Source organism: Polaribacter reichenbachii, from assembly GCF_001975665.1.
GTDB classification, from domain to species: domain Bacteria; phylum Bacteroidota; class Bacteroidia; order Flavobacteriales; family Flavobacteriaceae; genus Polaribacter; species Polaribacter reichenbachii.
The window spans coordinates 840,196-856,694 of the sequence record NZ_CP019419.1 but is presented as its reverse complement, the minus strand read 5'-3'; the positions used below and the strand labels follow the sequence as shown (position 1 = coordinate 856,694).

Genomic DNA, 16,499 nt, shown 5'->3' with positions numbered 1-16,499 from the left:
TTTGCCACAGTCTGAAAATTGGTTTTTGGGCTATTTTATACACGATACTAAAAATAGTTTGTAAATATGAAAAGTGTAGCATTGCACAGTAATCTAACCAAGGTACTTCTTAAGAGTTTTACAATCATTCTGTTTTTTGCATTTAGCATGTCTTCTTATTCACAAGATATAGATGAAGCACGCCAAAAAGAGGGTAGAAAAATTTTTAAATCTTTATGTGCATCTTGTCATAAGTTAGATAAGAAGTTAATTGGACCTGCTTTGGGAGGTGTTGAGTTACGTAGAGAACACGATTGGTTAAAAAGTTGGATTAAAAACAATGCAGAATTTAGAGCTTCAGGAGATAAAGATGCTATCGCTATTTTCGAAGAGTATAATGGTTCTGTAATGTCTGCTTTTCCACAATTAACGGATAAGCAAATAGATGATATTATATACTACACAACTGTTGGAGATCCAGTAAAAAAAGTTGTTGGTGATGTTGCTGCAACTGGTGCTGCTTCAAATGGTGGTGATGCTCCAAAATGGATTATTTATCTATTAGCAGGAGCAATTATTGTAGCCTTTTTAATGATTGCTAGTTTGTTAAAACAAGTTAATGAGTTAAAAGGAAATAATTCTCCAGAAGAAACTTCTAATTTAAAAAGAGATTTACACGAGCTTTGGGGTGGTTTAAAAAGAAATACTTTTTTACAAGTACTTTCTACAATTTTTATATTGCTGATGGGAGCTTACTTCGTTTTCGGAACAATATTTAAGGTTGGTGTAAATGAAGGTTATATGCCTTTACAGCCAATTGCATTTTCGCACAAAATTCACGCAGGAGATAATAAAATTGAGTGTCAATATTGTCATTCATCAGCAAAACATAGTAAGCATTCAGGTATACCGTCTGTAAATGTTTGTATGAATTGTCATAAAAATATCTCAGAAGTTGCAGAAGGAACTCAAGTCGATTGGGATGGCGTAACTTATGGTAAAGCAGAGCTTGATAAGGAAATTGCAAAAGTTTATGATGCTGCTGGTTGGGATGCTGATGCTTTAGAGTATACAGGTGTTGAGAAGCCAGTAAAATGGATAAGAATACATAATTTACCTGATTTTGCATATTTTAATCACTCTCAACACGTAACTGTTGCTGGTTTAGAATGTCAAAAATGTCACGGTCCTGTAGAAGAATATGATGAAATGCGTCAATTCTCTCCGCTAACAATGGGTTGGTGTATTGATTGTCATAAAGAAACTAAAGTGGATTTAAAAGGTAATGAGTATTATGCCAAAATCCATGATGAGTTAGCTAAAAAGTACAATGTAGATCAAGTTACCATATCTCAATTAGGAGGTAAGGAATGTGGTAAATGTCACTATTAATTAAAAGATTCAAATATTAAAAGATTCAAAAAATTGTTTTTAAATTTTTTAATCATTAAATAATAAATAAAGAATGGCTTCAAACAAAAAATACTGGAAAAGTGTTGAGGAACTAAAAGATAGTTCTATTGTTGAAACGCTGAGTAAAAATGAGTTTGTAGAAGAAATTCCTACAGATCAGTTTTTAGGTGATAAAGAAACATTAGAGAATTCTTCTACTTCTCGTAGAGATTTCTTAAAGTATGTTGGCTTTACTACTGCAGCAGCTTCTTTAGCGGCTTGTGAAGGTCCTGTTAGAAAGTCTATACCTTACGTTGTAAGACCAAATGATATTATTGCAGGAGTTGCAGATTGGTATGCTACTTCTATTGCAGATGGTTACGATTTTGCAAATGTTTTAGTAAAAACAAGAGAAGGTCGTCCTATTCAGATCATGCCAAATAAAGATGCAAACGGAACTACAAGTGCAAGAGTGCAAGCTTCTGTTTTATCTTTATATGATGAAAAACTTAGATTAAAAGAGCCAACCAAAGCTGGTGAAGTTATTTCATGGGCAGATGCTGATAAAGAAATTGCACAAAAATTAAATAGTTTAAAAGAAGCTGGTAAGCCTGTTGTGTTATTAACAGGAACAATGGCTAGTCCTTCTACTGATAAAATTGTTTCAGAATTTATTGCTGCAAATCCAAATGTAAAACACGTTGTATATGATGCTGTTTCAGAATCTGGTGCTGCAGATGCGATGTTGGCAATGTATGGTAAACGTGTGTTGCCAAATTATCATTTAGACAAAGCAAAAACAATTGTTTCTTTTGGTGCAGATTTCTTAGGAGATTTTCATGGTGGATTTGAAAAATCATTTATGCAAGGTAGAGATCCAAAAACGGGTCATATGTCTTACCATGTGCAGTTTGAGAGTAATATGTCTTTAACTGGAGCAAATTCAGATAAAAGAGTGGTTTTAAAACCTTCTGATCAAGTATTTGCTTTGTTAAACTTATATAGTGCAATTACTGGTAATGCAGTTTCTTCTAAATCAACACCAGTTGATGCTGAAGTAAAAAGAATGGCTGCTGAGTTAAAGAAAGCGGGTTCTAAAGCTGTTGTTTTAACAGGATTAAATGATAAAAATGCCCAATTAGTTGCTTTTGCAATTAATGAAGCTTTAAATAGTGAAATTTTTGATACGAAAAACACATTAAATATCCGTCAAGGAAATGATGTAGAAGTAGCTCAATTAGTTTCAGATATGAAATCTGGTAAAGTTGCAGGATTAATTTCTTACAATGTAGATCCAGTTTATACTTTACCAAATGCATCAGCTTTTGCTGATGGCTTAAAGAAATTAGAATTATCAGTTGCATTATCAACAGAAAATACTGCAACAGCAGATATTTCAAATTTTGCATTACCTGCTCCACATTTCTTAGAATCTTGGGGAGATACTCAGTTTAATGCTGTTACTTATGGATTAATGCAACCAACTATTCAGCCTTTATTTAATACACGTCAATTTCAAGACACTTTATTAAAATGGTCTGGTAGCGCTACAAAATATTACGATTATTTAAAAACTTACGCTGCAGATAATGTTTTAGGAGGTTCTTCATGGAATACTGCTTTACATAATGGTTTTTTTACAACTGAATTAGTTGCAGAAGAATCTACTTTTGAAACTACTGTTTCAGTTGCAGATGCTGCTAATCAATTAGCAAGCTCAGCAAAAAAGGCTACAGGTTTTGAATTAAATTTATATACCAAAACTGGTTTAGGAGATGGTAAGCAAGCAAACAATCCTTGGTTACAAGAATTCCCTGATCCAATTACAAGAGCTTCTTGGGACAACTACTTAACTATTTCTATTGCAGATGCAAAAGAATTAGAGTTTGAAAATCCTGTAAAAGACAATGGAGCTATAGATGGAGATTTTGCTAAAGTAACTGTAAATGGTGTAGAAGTTACAGTTCCTGTAATGATTCAACCTGGGCAGGCAAAAGGTTCTGTAGGTTTAGCATTAGGTTATGGTAAAACTTTTGGTTTAAAAGAAGAAATGCAAGTTGGTGTTAATGCTTATCCTTTATATAATGGAGGCAATAACATTCAATATAATGTTAAGATTGAAAAAGTATCTGGAACTCATAAGTTTGCTTGTACTCAGGTGCAAAAAACTATTGCTGGGCGTCATGATATTTTAAAAGTTGCATCTTTAAAAGAGTACAATACTGTTGCTCCTAAAGATCATCATCATGGATGGAATAAACCATCAATGGTATCTTACGATCATCAAGAAGTAGAAGCAAATACTATTGATTTATGGGATGAGCATAACAGAGAAGTTGGGCATCACTTTAATTTATCAATAGATTTAACATCTTGTACTGGTTGTGGTGCTTGTGTTGTTGCTTGTCATGCAGAAAACAATGTACCAGTTGTTGGTAAGAATGAAGTTAGAGTTGGTAGAGATATGCACTGGTTGCGTATTGATAGATATTATTCTTCTGAAGTAGAAACTAGAGAAGATGCAAAAGAATTAGGATTAAGTAGAGGAGATACTTATAGAGCTTTAGAAACTGAAGCAGAAAATCCTGAGGTTACTTTTCAACCAATGATGTGTCAGCACTGTAATCATGCTCCTTGTGAGACTGTTTGTCCAGTTGCAGCAACATCACATGGTCGTCAAGGTCAAAATCAAATGGCATACAACAGATGTGTTGGTACAAGATATTGTGCAAACAACTGTCCATATAGAGTTCGTAGATTTAACTGGTTTAATTATGCAAATAATAACGAGTTCGATTTTAACATGAACAATGAATATGGTAAAATGGTATTAAATCCAGATGTAGTAGTTCGTTCTAGAGGAGTTATGGAAAAATGTTCTATGTGTATTCAAATGACACAGGCAACTATTCTAAAAGCTAAGAAAGAAGGAAGACCAGTAAATACAGATGAGTTCGAAACGGCTTGTTCATCTGCTTGTACTACTGGAGCTATGGTTTTTGGAGATGTAAACAATAAAGAAGATCAAGTAGCTGCTTTAGCAGAAGATAAAAGAGCTTACAATGTATTAGATTACTTACAGACAAAACCTAACGTAATCTATCAAGTAAAAATAAAGAATACAAACGAAGCGTAATTTAAAATTAAGATATAGAATATGTCTCATTACGAAGCACCCATAAGGGAACCTTTAGTATTAGGTGATAAAAGTTACCATGATATTACCGAAGACATTGCTAAGCCAATAGAAGGTAAAGCAAATAAGAATTGGTATATCGCATTTTATATTTCTTTAGCTGCAATGCTTTGGGGATTTGGATGTATCTTTTATACAGTTGGAACAGGTATTGGAGTTTGGGGATTAAGCAAGAACATTGGTTGGGCTTGGGATATCACAAACTTTGTATGGTGGGTAGGTATTGGTCATGCAGGAACATTAATTTCTGCTGTACTTTTATTATTCCGTCAAAAATGGAGAATGGCCATAAACCGTTCTGCAGAAGCAATGACAATTTTTGCCGTTTTTCAAGCAGGATTGTTTCCAATAATTCACATGGGTCGTCCTTGGAATGGATATTGGGTATTACCAATTCCAAATCAATTCGGATCATTATGGGTTAACTTTAACTCACCATTATTATGGGATGTATTTGCAATCTCAACTTATTTATCTGTATCATTGGTTTTCTGGTGGACAGGTTTATTACCAGATTTTGCAATGATTCGTGATAGAGCTGTAAAACCTTTCCAAAAGAAAATATATGCATTATTAAGTTTTGGTTGGTCTGGTAGAGCTAAAGATTGGCAACGTTTCGAAGAAGTATCTTTGGTACTTGCAGGTTTAGCAACTCCATTAGTACTTTCTGTACATACTATTGTATCTATGGATTTTGCTACATCAATCAATCCAGGTTGGCACTCAACAATCTTTCCACCTTATTTCGTAGCAGGAGCAATCTTTTCTGGATTTGCAATGGTACAAACGTTATTAGGGATTATGAGAAAGGTTACTAATATGGAAGAGTATATTACACGTTTACACGTAGAATATATGAACATTGTAATTATCTTAACTGGTGGAATTGTAGCTGTAGCGTATGCAACTGAATTTTTTATTGCTTGGTATACAGGATCACCTTATGAAAACTATACCTATTTATCTGTAGGTGCTGCAACAGGACCTTATGCTTGGGCTTTTTATTCATTATTATTCTTTAACATTTTAACGCCTCAGTTATTATGGTTTAAGAAAATTAGAAGAAGTTTTATATGGTCTTTTATCATTTCAATATTCATTAATATTGGTATGTGGTTTGAGCGTTTTGATATTATTGCAATTGTATTAAGTAAAGGTCATTTACCATCAACTTGGTGGCGTTTTGAGCCAACTTTTGTAGATGTTGGTATCTTTATAGGAACAATAGGATTTTTCTTTGTATTATTCTTATTATATGCAAGAACATTCCCAGTTATCGCGCAAGCAGAGGTTAAAACAATTTTGAAATCTTCTGGTGAATTTTACAAGAAGAGAAGAGAACAAGGTATACCAACTAAGCCAGCTATTATTGTAACTGCAAAAGAGGGTAGTACTGATAAAAAAGATAAAGAATAATTATGGAATCATCAAAAGTTATTCACGCATTTTATAATGATGACGAAATTGTATTAGATGCAGTTAAGTCTGTTAAAGCAGATGGTCATCACATAGAAGAAGTATTTTGTCCATTTCCTGTGCACGGTTTAGACAAAGCAATGGGTTTAGCACCAACTAAATTAGCCATTACTGCATTCTTTTATGGAATTACTGGTTTGTCTGTGGCAATTTGGATGACAAACTATATGATGATTCAAGATTGGCCACAAGATATTGGTGGTAAACCAAGTTTTTCTTGGGCAGAAAATATGCCTGCTTTTGTGCCAATTATGTTCGAATTAACGGTGTTTTTTGCAGCTCACTTAATGGTAATTACTTTTTATATGAGAAGTAGAATATGGCCTTTTAAGAAAGCAGAAAACCCAGATCCAAGAACTACAGACGATCATTTTTTAATGGAAATCCCTGTACATAATAATGTTGAAGAATTAACAGCATTATTAGAAAAAACAGGAGCTGTAGAAATTAATGTAGTAGATAAGCACTAATAAATAGATAATGAAGAATTTTAAATTATTTATCGCTTTAATAGTTTTTGCAAGTATTATATCTTGTAACAACAAAAGAAAACCACAATTAGAATATATGCCAGATATGTATGTATCTGTACCATATGATGCTAATGGAGCTGAAGGAATAAACAATAAGCCTGTAAATAGTGAGCCAGTTGCTGGTACTATACCAAGAGGTGGTCATCCTGCTTATGATATTCCAGATACTGCAGAAGGTTATGATAAAGCAAAAGCTGAATTAAAAAATCCTTTAGAAGCTTCTGAAGAGAATTTAGAAAAAGGTAAAGCGCTTTACGAAATATATTGTATTTCTTGTCATGGTAAAAAAGGTGATGGAAATGGATATTTATCTCAAGCAGAAAAATTCGAAGGAATACCAAGTTATAAAGATAGAGACATAAACGCAGGGAGTATTTATCATGTTATTATGCATGGAAAAAATTTAATGGGTTCTCATTCATCTCAATTAACTTATAACGAACGTTGGCAGATAATTCATTACGTAGAAAATTTACGCGCTGAATTATAATATAATTACAAAAAGATAGAATACGAAAGATATGTATCAATTCTCAGGTAAATTAAAAACATTCTCATTAGCACTAATTGCATTAGGTTTAATAGGAATTGTAATAAGTTTTGCTTCTGCTCCATCTACTATAGATGAGGCTAAAGAAATTATTGCACATCAATCTTCTCATGGCGATAGTCACGGAAGTTCTCATGATGTTAAAGAAGAAGCTCATTCAGAAGCTTCAGTAGATAATCATAGTGTAGAGAAAGCTCATTCAGCTGATCACAAAAATGATGCTTATGCTGAAGAAAGTGCTCATGGAAGTAATCATGATGATGCCCATGCAGAACACGTTTTGCATCAATTGCAAAATAAGCCTTGGTCTGCTTTATATGTTTCTTTGTTTTTCTTTTTAGGAATTTCATTATTAGTTTTAGCATTTTACGCAGCACAAAGAGTTGCGCAATCAGGTTGGTCTATCGTTTTATTTAGAGTGATGGAAGCCATTACTGCGAATCTTGTACCAACTTCTATTATTATGGTAGTTGTAGTTATAGCTGCAGCAATGCATATGAATCATTTGTTTCCTTGGATGGCAGAAGGTGTTTTCGATCCAACAAGTCCAAATTATGATCCTATTGTTGATGGTAAATCTTGGTGGATGAATGTGCCAGGATGGACAATTAGAAGTATCGTTTATTTAGCAATATGGAATGCTTATAGATGGTTTATCCGTAGAAATTCAATCAAAGAAGATACTGCAAACGATGGTTATAAAACATTTAAGTTAAATTATAATGTATCTGTAGGATTTATTTTTCTGTTTATGTTAACAGAGTCTATGATGTCATGGGATTGGATTATGGGATTAGATCCTCACTGGTTCTCAACATTATTTGGTTGGTATGTTTTAGCAAGTTTACTAGTAAGTGCATTAACAGTTATTGCTTTTGTAACTATTTATTTACGTTCTAAAGGAGCTTTACCAGCTGTAAATGATAGTCATATTCATGATTTAGCGAAATTTATGTTCGGTTTTTCTGTATTCTGGACATACTTATGGTTCGCTCAATTTATGTTAATTTGGTATGCAGACATTCCTGAAGAAACTACTTACTTTGTAGCAAGATTCAATGAATACAAATTGCCATTTTTAGGTATGGTAGTTATGAACTTTATATTCCCAATTTTACTATTATTAAATAGTGATTTTAAGAGTATGCCTTGGTTTGTAATTATTGGTGGAATTGTAATTTTATCTGGTCATTATGTAGATATATTTGTTATGGTTATGCCAGCAACTGTAGGTGCTCAATGGTCTTTCGGAATTCCAGAATTTAGTGCTTTACTTTTCTTTTTAGGTATATTTATATTTACAGTATTTAGTGCATTTGCAAAAGCAAGCCCTATACCAAAAGGAAACCCATATTTAGAAGAAAGTGAACATTTCCACTATTACAATATAGAACATAGAGGAGAAGGATCAGATCATCATTAATAATTAGATTTAAACAAATAAGAAAAGATATATATGCTAGCTCTATTTTATATTTTTATAGGTGTTGCAATAGGTGTAAGTGTTTGGCAAATAACTAGAATTTTAAATTTTAGAACGGTTATTGCAAACGATGAAGACAATGCGAAACAAGGTAAATATGCACTTTATTTTATGGTATTTTTATATGCTATAATGATTTATTGCTTAATTGCTTTAAATGTTTTGATGTTACCTGAATCTGCTTCTATTGAAGGAGAACATGACGATAGATTATTCAATATTACATTTTGGTTAATAGGTGTTGTTCAGTTTATTATGCAATTTTTAATTTTCTTCTTTACTTTTAAATATAGAGGAAACAAGAATAACAAAGCAAAATTTTATTCTGATAGTCATCAATTAGAATTAATATGGACAGTTACTCCTGCAGTGGTTTTAGTTGGTTTAATTGGTTATGGTTTATGGCAATGGAATAATGTGATGGATTTATCTGATGAAGATGCAATAGAAATTGAAGTGTATGCACAACAATTTAGATGGGATGCAAGATACGCAGGAGATGATAATTCTTTAGGTAGAGGAAATGTAAACTACATTAAAGGAATCAATACAATGGGTGTTGATATGAATGATAAAAATTCTTTAGACGATAAACAAGTTACAGAATTGTATTTGCCAAAAGGTAAAAAAGTACACTTTAAGTTCCGTTCTCAAGATGTATTACATTCAGCTTATATGCCTCACTTTAGAGCACAAATGAATTGTGTTCCTGGTATGGTTACTGAATTTGGTTTTACACCAAAATATACAACCGAAGAAATGAGACAGCAGTCTGAAGTTGTTGCTAAAACAAAAGGAATTAATAAAATTAGAGCTGCTAAAGGAGAAGATTTATACGAATTTGATTACTTATTATTATGTAATAAAATTTGTGGAGCATCACATTATAGTATGCAAATGAAAATTACAGTTGTTGAGCAAGAAGAGTATGATAAATGGATTGCAGAACAACCAACTTTAGCTTCAGTTATTAAATAATTATTAAATTAAGATACTACAAATTAATAGATTATGTCAGAACATCATCATAAAGAAACATTTGTAACAAAATATATTTTTAGTCAAGATCATAAAATGATCTCGAAACAGTTCTTGGTAACTGGTATGTTTATGGGAATCATAGGTGTGTTTATGTCTATGCTATTCCGTATGCAAATTGCTTGGCCAGAAGAATCGTTTTCATTGATTGAAGCGTTTTTAGGACCTCATCAAACAGATGGAGTAATGAATCCAGATATGTACTTAGCCTTAGTTACTATACACGGTACAATTATGGTATTCTTTGTATTAACAGCAGGTTTAAGTGGTACTTTTTCTAACTTATTAATTCCATTGCAGATTGGTGCTAGAGATATGGCATCTGGTTTCTTAAACATGGTTTCTTATTGGTTATTCTTCTTATCTAGTGTAATTATGGTAATTTCATTATTTGTAGAAGCAGGACCAGCATCTGCAGGATGGACAATTTATCCACCATTAAGTGCATTACCACAAGCAATTCCAGGTTCTGGAGCAGGTATGACTCTATGGTTAGTTGCTATGGCTATTTTTATTGCATCTTCATTAATTGGTTCTTTAAATTATATTGTTACAATATTCAATTTAAGAACAAAAGGGATGAAAATGACAAGATTGCCATTAACAATGTGGGCATTCTTTATTACAGCAATTATTGGTGTAGTTTCTTTCCCAGTATTATTATCAGCAGCTTTATTATTAATTTTTGATAGAAGCTTTGGAACTTCATTTTATTTATCAGATATATTTATATCAGGAGAGGTTTTACATTATCAAGGAGGATCGCCAGTATTATTTGAACACTTATTTTGGTTTTTAGGTCACCCAGAAGTATATATTGTATTATTACCAGCATTGGGTATAACATCAGAAATTATATCTACACATTCAAGAAAACCAATTTTTGGATATAGAGCAATGGTTATGTCAATTATGGCAATTGCATTTTTATCTACAATTGTTTGGGGGCACCATATGTTTATTTCTGGTATGAATCCTTTCTTAGGGTCTGTATTTACATTTACAACCTTGTTAATTGCAATACCATCTGCTGTAAAAGCATTCAACTATATAACCACACTTTGGAAAGGTAATTTGCAGCTAAATCCTGCTATGTTATTTTCTATCGGTTTAGTTTCAACTTTTGTAACTGGAGGTTTAACAGGATTAGTTTTAGGAGATTCTGCTTTAGATATTGCCATTCATGATACTTACTTTGTTGTAGCTCACTTCCACTTAGTAATGGGTGTTTCTGCAATATTTGGTATGTATGCAGGTATTTATCATTGGTTTCCTAAAATGTATGGAAGAATGATGAATAAAACTATGGGTTATTGGCATTTCTGGATTTCAATTATCTGTGCTTATGGAGTATTTTGGCCAATGCATTTTATAGGATTAGCTGGTTTACCAAGAAGATATTATTCAAATACAGCTTTTCCAATGTTCGATGATTTAGCTGATGTAAATGTTGTTATTACAATATTTGCTTTAATTGGTGGTGCAGGACAAATAATATTTTTAGCAAACTTCTTTATCTCTATTTATAGAGGTAAAAAAGCAACACAAAACCCTTGGAATTCAAACACAATAGAATGGACAACACCAGTAGAACATGTACATGGAAACTGGCCAGGTAAAATTCCTGAGGTACACAGATGGGCTTACGATTATAGTAAAAGAGTAGATCCTAATGATGATGATAGTGATTATTTACATGGGCAAGATTTTGTTTTACAAACTACGCCTTTATTAGATGGTGAAGAGCCTTCTTAGAAAAATATATTAGTGATATAAAAAACCTTTCCAAACTTGGAAAGGTTTTTTGTTTTGTAACAATTGGTACATTTTTTCTGTTTCAATTTCTCTTATCTTTGTATTTATGAATGAAAACTTAAATCCTGAAAATACAAATTATTCAAATGAAGATTTGGACGTAGAAAAAAAATTACGACCACTTTCTTTTGATGACTTTACAGGACAAGATCAAGCATTAGAAAATTTAAAAATATTTGTAGAAGCAGCAAATCAAAGAGGAGAAGCACTTGATCACACATTATTTCACGGACCTCCAGGTTTAGGAAAAACTACATTAGCACATATTTTAGCAAATGAATTAGAAGTAGGTATAAAAGTAACTTCTGGCCCTGTTTTAGATAAACCAGGAGATTTAGCTGGTTTACTTACTAATTTAGATGAAAGAGATGTTCTTTTTATTGATGAAATTCACAGATTAAGCCCTATTGTAGAAGAATATTTGTATTCTGCAATGGAAGATTACAAGATTGATATTATGATTGAATCTGGCCCAAATGCTAGAACAGTTCAAATCAATTTAGAACCCTTTACTTTAATTGGTGCAACAACTCGTTCTGGTTTGCTAACAGCACCAATGAGAGCACGTTTTGGAATCAGTAGTAGGTTACATTATTATTCCACAGAATTGTTAACTACAATTATACAAAGAAGTTCAAATATTTTGGGGGTACCTATTTCTATGGAAGCTGCTATAGAAATTGCTGGTAGAAGTAGAGGAACACCAAGAATTGCTAATGCATTGTTAAGAAGAGTTAGAGATTTTGCTCAGATTAAAGGAGATGGAACTATTACTATTCAAATTGCAAAATATGCATTAAAAGCTTTAAATGTAGATGCTCACGGTTTAGATGAAATGGATAATAAAATATTAGAAACCATTATAGATAAATTTAAAGGAGGTCCAGTAGGAATTAGTACAATTGCAACAGCAGTTTCTGAAAATACAGAAACGATTGAAGAAGTTTATGAGCCATTTTTAATTCAGCAAGGATTTATAATGAGAACCCCAAGAGGGAGAGAAGTTACTGAATTAGCATATAAACATTTAGGAAGAACAAAAGGAAGAAATCAAGGAGAATTATTTTAAGTTTAGAGACAAGAGACAAGAGACAAGAGACAAGAAGTTAGAATAAGTAAATTTCATTTTCAAATAAAATATATAAATAAGAGTTGTTTCTCTTAGAAAGACTAGGATTAATCAATGAACATAAAAAAGATAATACCTGTTTTAGAATGGTTACCCAACTATAATACATCACTTTTTAAAGGTGATTTATTAGCTGGGATTACTGTTGGTATTATTTTAATTCCGCAGGGAATTGCATATGCTCTAATTGCAGGGTTACCACCAATTTATGGTTTGTATTGTGCGTTAGTACCACAAATTATGTATGCTATTTTTGGCTCGTCAAGGCAAGTAGCTATTGGTCCTGTTGCTATGGATTCTTTAATAGTTGCTACAGGTGTTTCTACTTTAGCTTTGGCAGGTTCAGAAAGTTATATTGCAATTGCTATTTTATTAGGATTAATGGTAGGCGCTCTTCAATTTATAATGGGTATTTTTAGCCTAGGTTTCATTGTCAACTTTTTATCAAAACCAGTTATTACAGGGTTTACATCCGCAGTTGCATTAATTATTGGTTTAAATCAATTTAGAAACTTATTAGGTGTAGATTTTTTACAAAGCGATCAAATTCAATATGTAATACAAGATATTTGGTTACAAATATCCAGTTATAATCATCATACAACAGTAATCGGAATTATCTCTGTGTTAATGATCATCATTTTTAGAAAAATCAACAAGAAAATTCCGAATGCATTAATTGTTGTTATTGTTGGAATTCTAATAATGAAATATTTTGGAACATCTTTTAATGATGTTTCAATTGTAAAAGACATTCCTTCAGGTTTACCCGATTTTGGTTTTCCGGAATACGATTTAGATTTAATTCGAGAACTATTTCCAATTGCCATAACTTTAGTAATGGTTGGTTATTTAGAAACTATTTCTATTGGTAAATCTTTAGAAGCCAAACAAGATGAATATAGAATAAGACCCAATCAAGAATTAATTGCACTAGGTTTGGCAAATATGATAGGTTCTTTGTTTAAAGCTTATCCATCTACTTCTAGTTTTTCAAGATCTGCTATAAATCAAGAAAGTGGTGCAAAAACAGGAATGGCTGCTTTAATTTCTGTGATAATGGTAGTTTTAACTTTGCTTTTTTTAACACCATTGTTTTATCATTTGCCAAAAACAGTTTTAGCTGCCATTATTATAGTTGCTGTTTTTAATTTGATAAATTTTAAAGAAGCAGCATTTTTATGGAGAGCTAATAACCTAGATTTTTGGTTGATGATGTCTACTTTTTTAGCCACACTTTTACTTGGAATTGAATTCGGAATTATGGTAGGTGTAGGTTTGTCTTTAATCGTTTTAATTTATAGAACTTCTAGACCTTATACAACAGAATTAGGTAAAGTACCAGATTCTAATTTTTATAGAAATAGAAACCGTTTTGAAGAAGTTATTATAGAAGATGACATTTTAGTTTTTAGATTCGATGCACAAATCTTTTATGCCAATTCTAGTTATTTTAGAGACAACTTAGACATTAGAGCAGAAAAAAAAGGAAAGGCATTAAAATTGATAGTATTAGATGCAGAAAGCATAAATAGGGTAGATAGTACAGGAGTAGAAATGCTAAAAGAGCGAATTAAATTTTATCAAAAAAAAGGAGTAAAGTTTTATTTAGCAGGTGTTAAAGGACCAGTTAGAGACGATTTATTTAGAAGCGGAATTTTAGAAATTATAGATATCAATCATTTTTTTATGAGAGTAAATCAAGCTGTGAAATTTTACAAAACAGGTGATAGAAAACATCAAGAAAAATATGCAAAATATATTCATCATGCATATAAATAAACTGATGAATATCATTTTAAAAATAGAATATCAAAAGTAATTTTGATAGTTAATAAAAGTTCAATTTAAGATTATGATAATAGAACAAATTTACACAGGTTGTTTAGCACAAGGAGCTTATTATGTAGAGAGTAATGGAGAGGTTGCTATTATAGATCCGTTAAGAGAAGTACAAGATTATATAAACAGAGCAGATAATAATAAAGCAAAAATCAAATATATTTTTGAAACTCATTTTCACGCAGATTTTGTAAGTGGACACGTTACTTTAGCAGAAAAAACCGGAGCAAAAATTGTTTATGGACCTACTGCTAAAACTAGTTTCGATGCGCTTATTGCAGAAGACAATCAAGTTTTTAATTTAGGTAATATTACAATTACAGTGTTACACACTCCTGGGCATACTATGGAAAGTACTTGTTTTTTATTGAAAGATGAAACAGGAAAAGATTATGCACTTTTTAGTGGAGACACTTTGTTTTTAGGTGATGTTGGTAGACCAGATTTAGCACAAAAGGGAGATCTTACAGAAAAAGATTTAGCCGGCTTTTTATACGATAGTTTAAGAACAAAAGTAATGACTTTGGCAGATGATGTAATCGTTTATCCTGCTCATGGAGCTGGTTCTGCTTGTGGTAAAAACTTAAGTAAAGAAACTGTAGGTACAATAGGTAATCAAAAAGAAACTAATTATGCATTAAGAGCAAATATGACTAAAGAAGAGTTTATAGACGAAGTAACAGATGGTTTATTGCCTCCACCTGCGTATTTCCCTTTAAATGTAAAATTGAATAAAGAAGGGTATAAAGATATAGATGATATAATTAAAACATCAGCAAAACCTTTATCAGTAAAAGATTTCGAATTAGTAGCCAATACAACAGATGCCATTATTTTAGATGTGCGTCATCAATCAGAATTTATAAAAGGATTTATTCCTCAGTCTATTTTTATTGGTGTAGATGGTGGTTTTGCACCTTGGGTTGGCGCTTTAATTAGAGATATCAATCAGCCAATTTTATTAGTTTCTCCAATAGGTAGAGAAGAAGAAGTAATAACTCGTTTGTCTAGAGTAGGGTTTGATAATGTTTTAGGATATTTAGAAGGTAGTTTTGCTTCTTGGCTAAAAGCAGATAAAGAAATAGATACATTATCATCTGTTTCTGCGGATGTTTTAGAGGATAAAATAAACAATAACGCTATTGTTTTTGATGTTAGAAAACCAGGAGAATATGATAGTGAACATATAGAAAATGTAACAAGTACACCATTAGATTTTTTAAATAATCATATTACTGAGTTTCCTAAAAAAGGAGCTTTTTACGTGCATTGTGCAGGAGGTTATCGTTCTGTAATTGCAGCTTCTATTTTAAAAGCTCGTGGTTTTCATAATGTAATAGATGTTGCAGGTGGTTATGCAGCCATTAGAAATACAAACATTAAAAGAACAGATAAAGCTGTTTGTCCGTCAACTTTAAAATCATAAAATGAGGCATACTTTTTGTATTATATTTATAAGCTTATTTTTTCTGAATTGCAGCTCGCAAGTAGAAGTTAAATCGATTACTACATCAGAATTAAAAGTTTTAGTAGAAAAAGATAGCATTCAATTAATGGATGTTAGAACACCAAAAGAAATAAAAAATGGTTTTATAGAAACCGCAAAATTTGCTAATTATTTCGATGATGATTTTCACGAAAAAGCAACAAAGCAATTAGACAAAACAAAACCAGTTTATTTGTATTGCAGATCTGGTAATAGAAGTGTAAAATCTGCAAAAATATTAATAGAAAATGGTTATGAAGTTTACAATGTTTTAGGCGGATATAATCAATGGAAAAAAGAAAATTAGAAATTATGAAAGCAGATATTCAAATAGAAAATTTAAAATGTGGTGGTTGTGCTGCAACTATTAAAAAAGGAATTTTAGGTATAGATGGTGTAAATGAAATAGATATTGATATTGAAAAATCAATTGTTTCTATTGCATCAGAAAAAGACAATTTAGCAGAAATTAAATTAAAATTGTCTAAATTAGGTTATCCAGAAGTTGGGGATAAAAACTCAGTTTTACACAAAGCAAAATCTTATGTAAGTTGTGCAGTAGGTAGAATGGATTCTTAAA

General features: G+C 31.7%; 13 protein-coding genes. All 13 read left to right on the top strand.

Going from position 1 to position 16,499, the window contains the following annotated elements; all coding sequences use genetic code 11:
* Window positions 1-66: 66 nt before the first annotated feature.
* The 13 genes from BW723_RS03640 to BW723_RS03580 all read left to right on the top strand — a co-directional run bounded on the left by BW723_RS03640 (window position 67) and on the right by BW723_RS03580 (window position 16,498).
* Complete coding sequence (locus BW723_RS03640) at window positions 67-1,371, top strand: c-type cytochrome (RefSeq protein ID WP_068362149.1); 1,305 nt, start codon at window positions 67-69, stop codon at window positions 1,369-1,371.
* Window positions 1,372-1,444: 73 nt separating this feature from the next.
* Window positions 1,445-4,507: a TAT-variant-translocated molybdopterin oxidoreductase gene (locus BW723_RS03635; protein WP_068362152.1), complete on the top strand. Its 3,063-nt coding sequence runs from the start codon at window positions 1,445-1,447 to the stop codon at window positions 4,505-4,507.
* A gap of 21 nt (window positions 4,508-4,528) precedes the next feature.
* Entirely contained in the window at window positions 4,529-5,983 is a 1,455-nt protein-coding gene (gene nrfD, locus BW723_RS03630; protein WP_068362156.1) for an NrfD/PsrC family molybdoenzyme membrane anchor subunit, read from the top strand.
* Between the two features lie 2 nt (window positions 5,984-5,985).
* Window positions 5,986-6,513, top strand: a complete 528-nt coding sequence (locus BW723_RS03625) for a DUF3341 domain-containing protein (protein WP_068362158.1) — start codon at window positions 5,986-5,988, stop codon at window positions 6,511-6,513.
* A 10-nt stretch (window positions 6,514-6,523) separates the two neighbouring features.
* Window positions 6,524-7,066, top strand: coding sequence for a c-type cytochrome (locus BW723_RS03620; RefSeq protein ID WP_175335418.1), 543 nt, complete (start codon window positions 6,524-6,526; stop codon window positions 7,064-7,066).
* A 31-nt stretch (window positions 7,067-7,097) separates the two neighbouring features.
* The gene (locus tag BW723_RS03615; protein WP_068362161.1) at window positions 7,098-8,549 is read left to right on the top strand and encodes a quinol:cytochrome C oxidoreductase; all 1,452 of its coding nucleotides are present in this window, start codon (window positions 7,098-7,100) and stop codon (window positions 8,547-8,549) included.
* Window positions 8,550-8,582: 33 nt separating this feature from the next.
* Window positions 8,583-9,587 (top strand): cytochrome c oxidase subunit II, encoded by a 1,005-nt coding sequence (locus BW723_RS03610; protein ID WP_068362164.1) that lies wholly within the window; start codon window positions 8,583-8,585, stop codon window positions 9,585-9,587.
* Window positions 9,588-9,620: 33 nt separating this feature from the next.
* Window positions 9,621-11,402: a cytochrome c oxidase subunit I gene (locus tag BW723_RS03605; protein ID WP_068362167.1), complete on the top strand. Its 1,782-nt coding sequence runs from the start codon at window positions 9,621-9,623 to the stop codon at window positions 11,400-11,402.
* 106 nt (window positions 11,403-11,508) lie between these two features.
* Entirely contained in the window at window positions 11,509-12,531 is a 1,023-nt protein-coding gene (gene ruvB, locus BW723_RS03600) for a Holliday junction branch migration DNA helicase RuvB (protein WP_068362170.1), read from the top strand.
* A 114-nt stretch (window positions 12,532-12,645) separates the two neighbouring features.
* Window positions 12,646-14,373, top strand: a complete 1,728-nt coding sequence (locus BW723_RS03595; RefSeq protein WP_068362173.1) for a SulP family inorganic anion transporter — start codon at window positions 12,646-12,648, stop codon at window positions 14,371-14,373.
* Window positions 14,374-14,446: 73 nt separating this feature from the next.
* Window positions 14,447-15,859 (top strand): MBL fold metallo-hydrolase, encoded by a 1,413-nt coding sequence (locus tag BW723_RS03590; protein WP_068362176.1) that lies wholly within the window; start codon window positions 14,447-14,449, stop codon window positions 15,857-15,859.
* A gap of 1 nt (window position 15,860) precedes the next feature.
* Complete coding sequence (locus BW723_RS03585) at window positions 15,861-16,226, top strand: rhodanese-like domain-containing protein (RefSeq protein WP_226789255.1); 366 nt, start codon at window positions 15,861-15,863, stop codon at window positions 16,224-16,226.
* Window positions 16,208-16,498 (top strand): heavy-metal-associated domain-containing protein, encoded by a 291-nt coding sequence (locus BW723_RS03580; RefSeq protein ID WP_226789254.1) that lies wholly within the window; start codon window positions 16,208-16,210, stop codon window positions 16,496-16,498. The genes BW723_RS03585 and BW723_RS03580 overlap by 19 nt, the downstream gene beginning before the upstream one ends.
* The last annotated feature ends 1 nt before the right edge of the window (window position 16,499 follow it).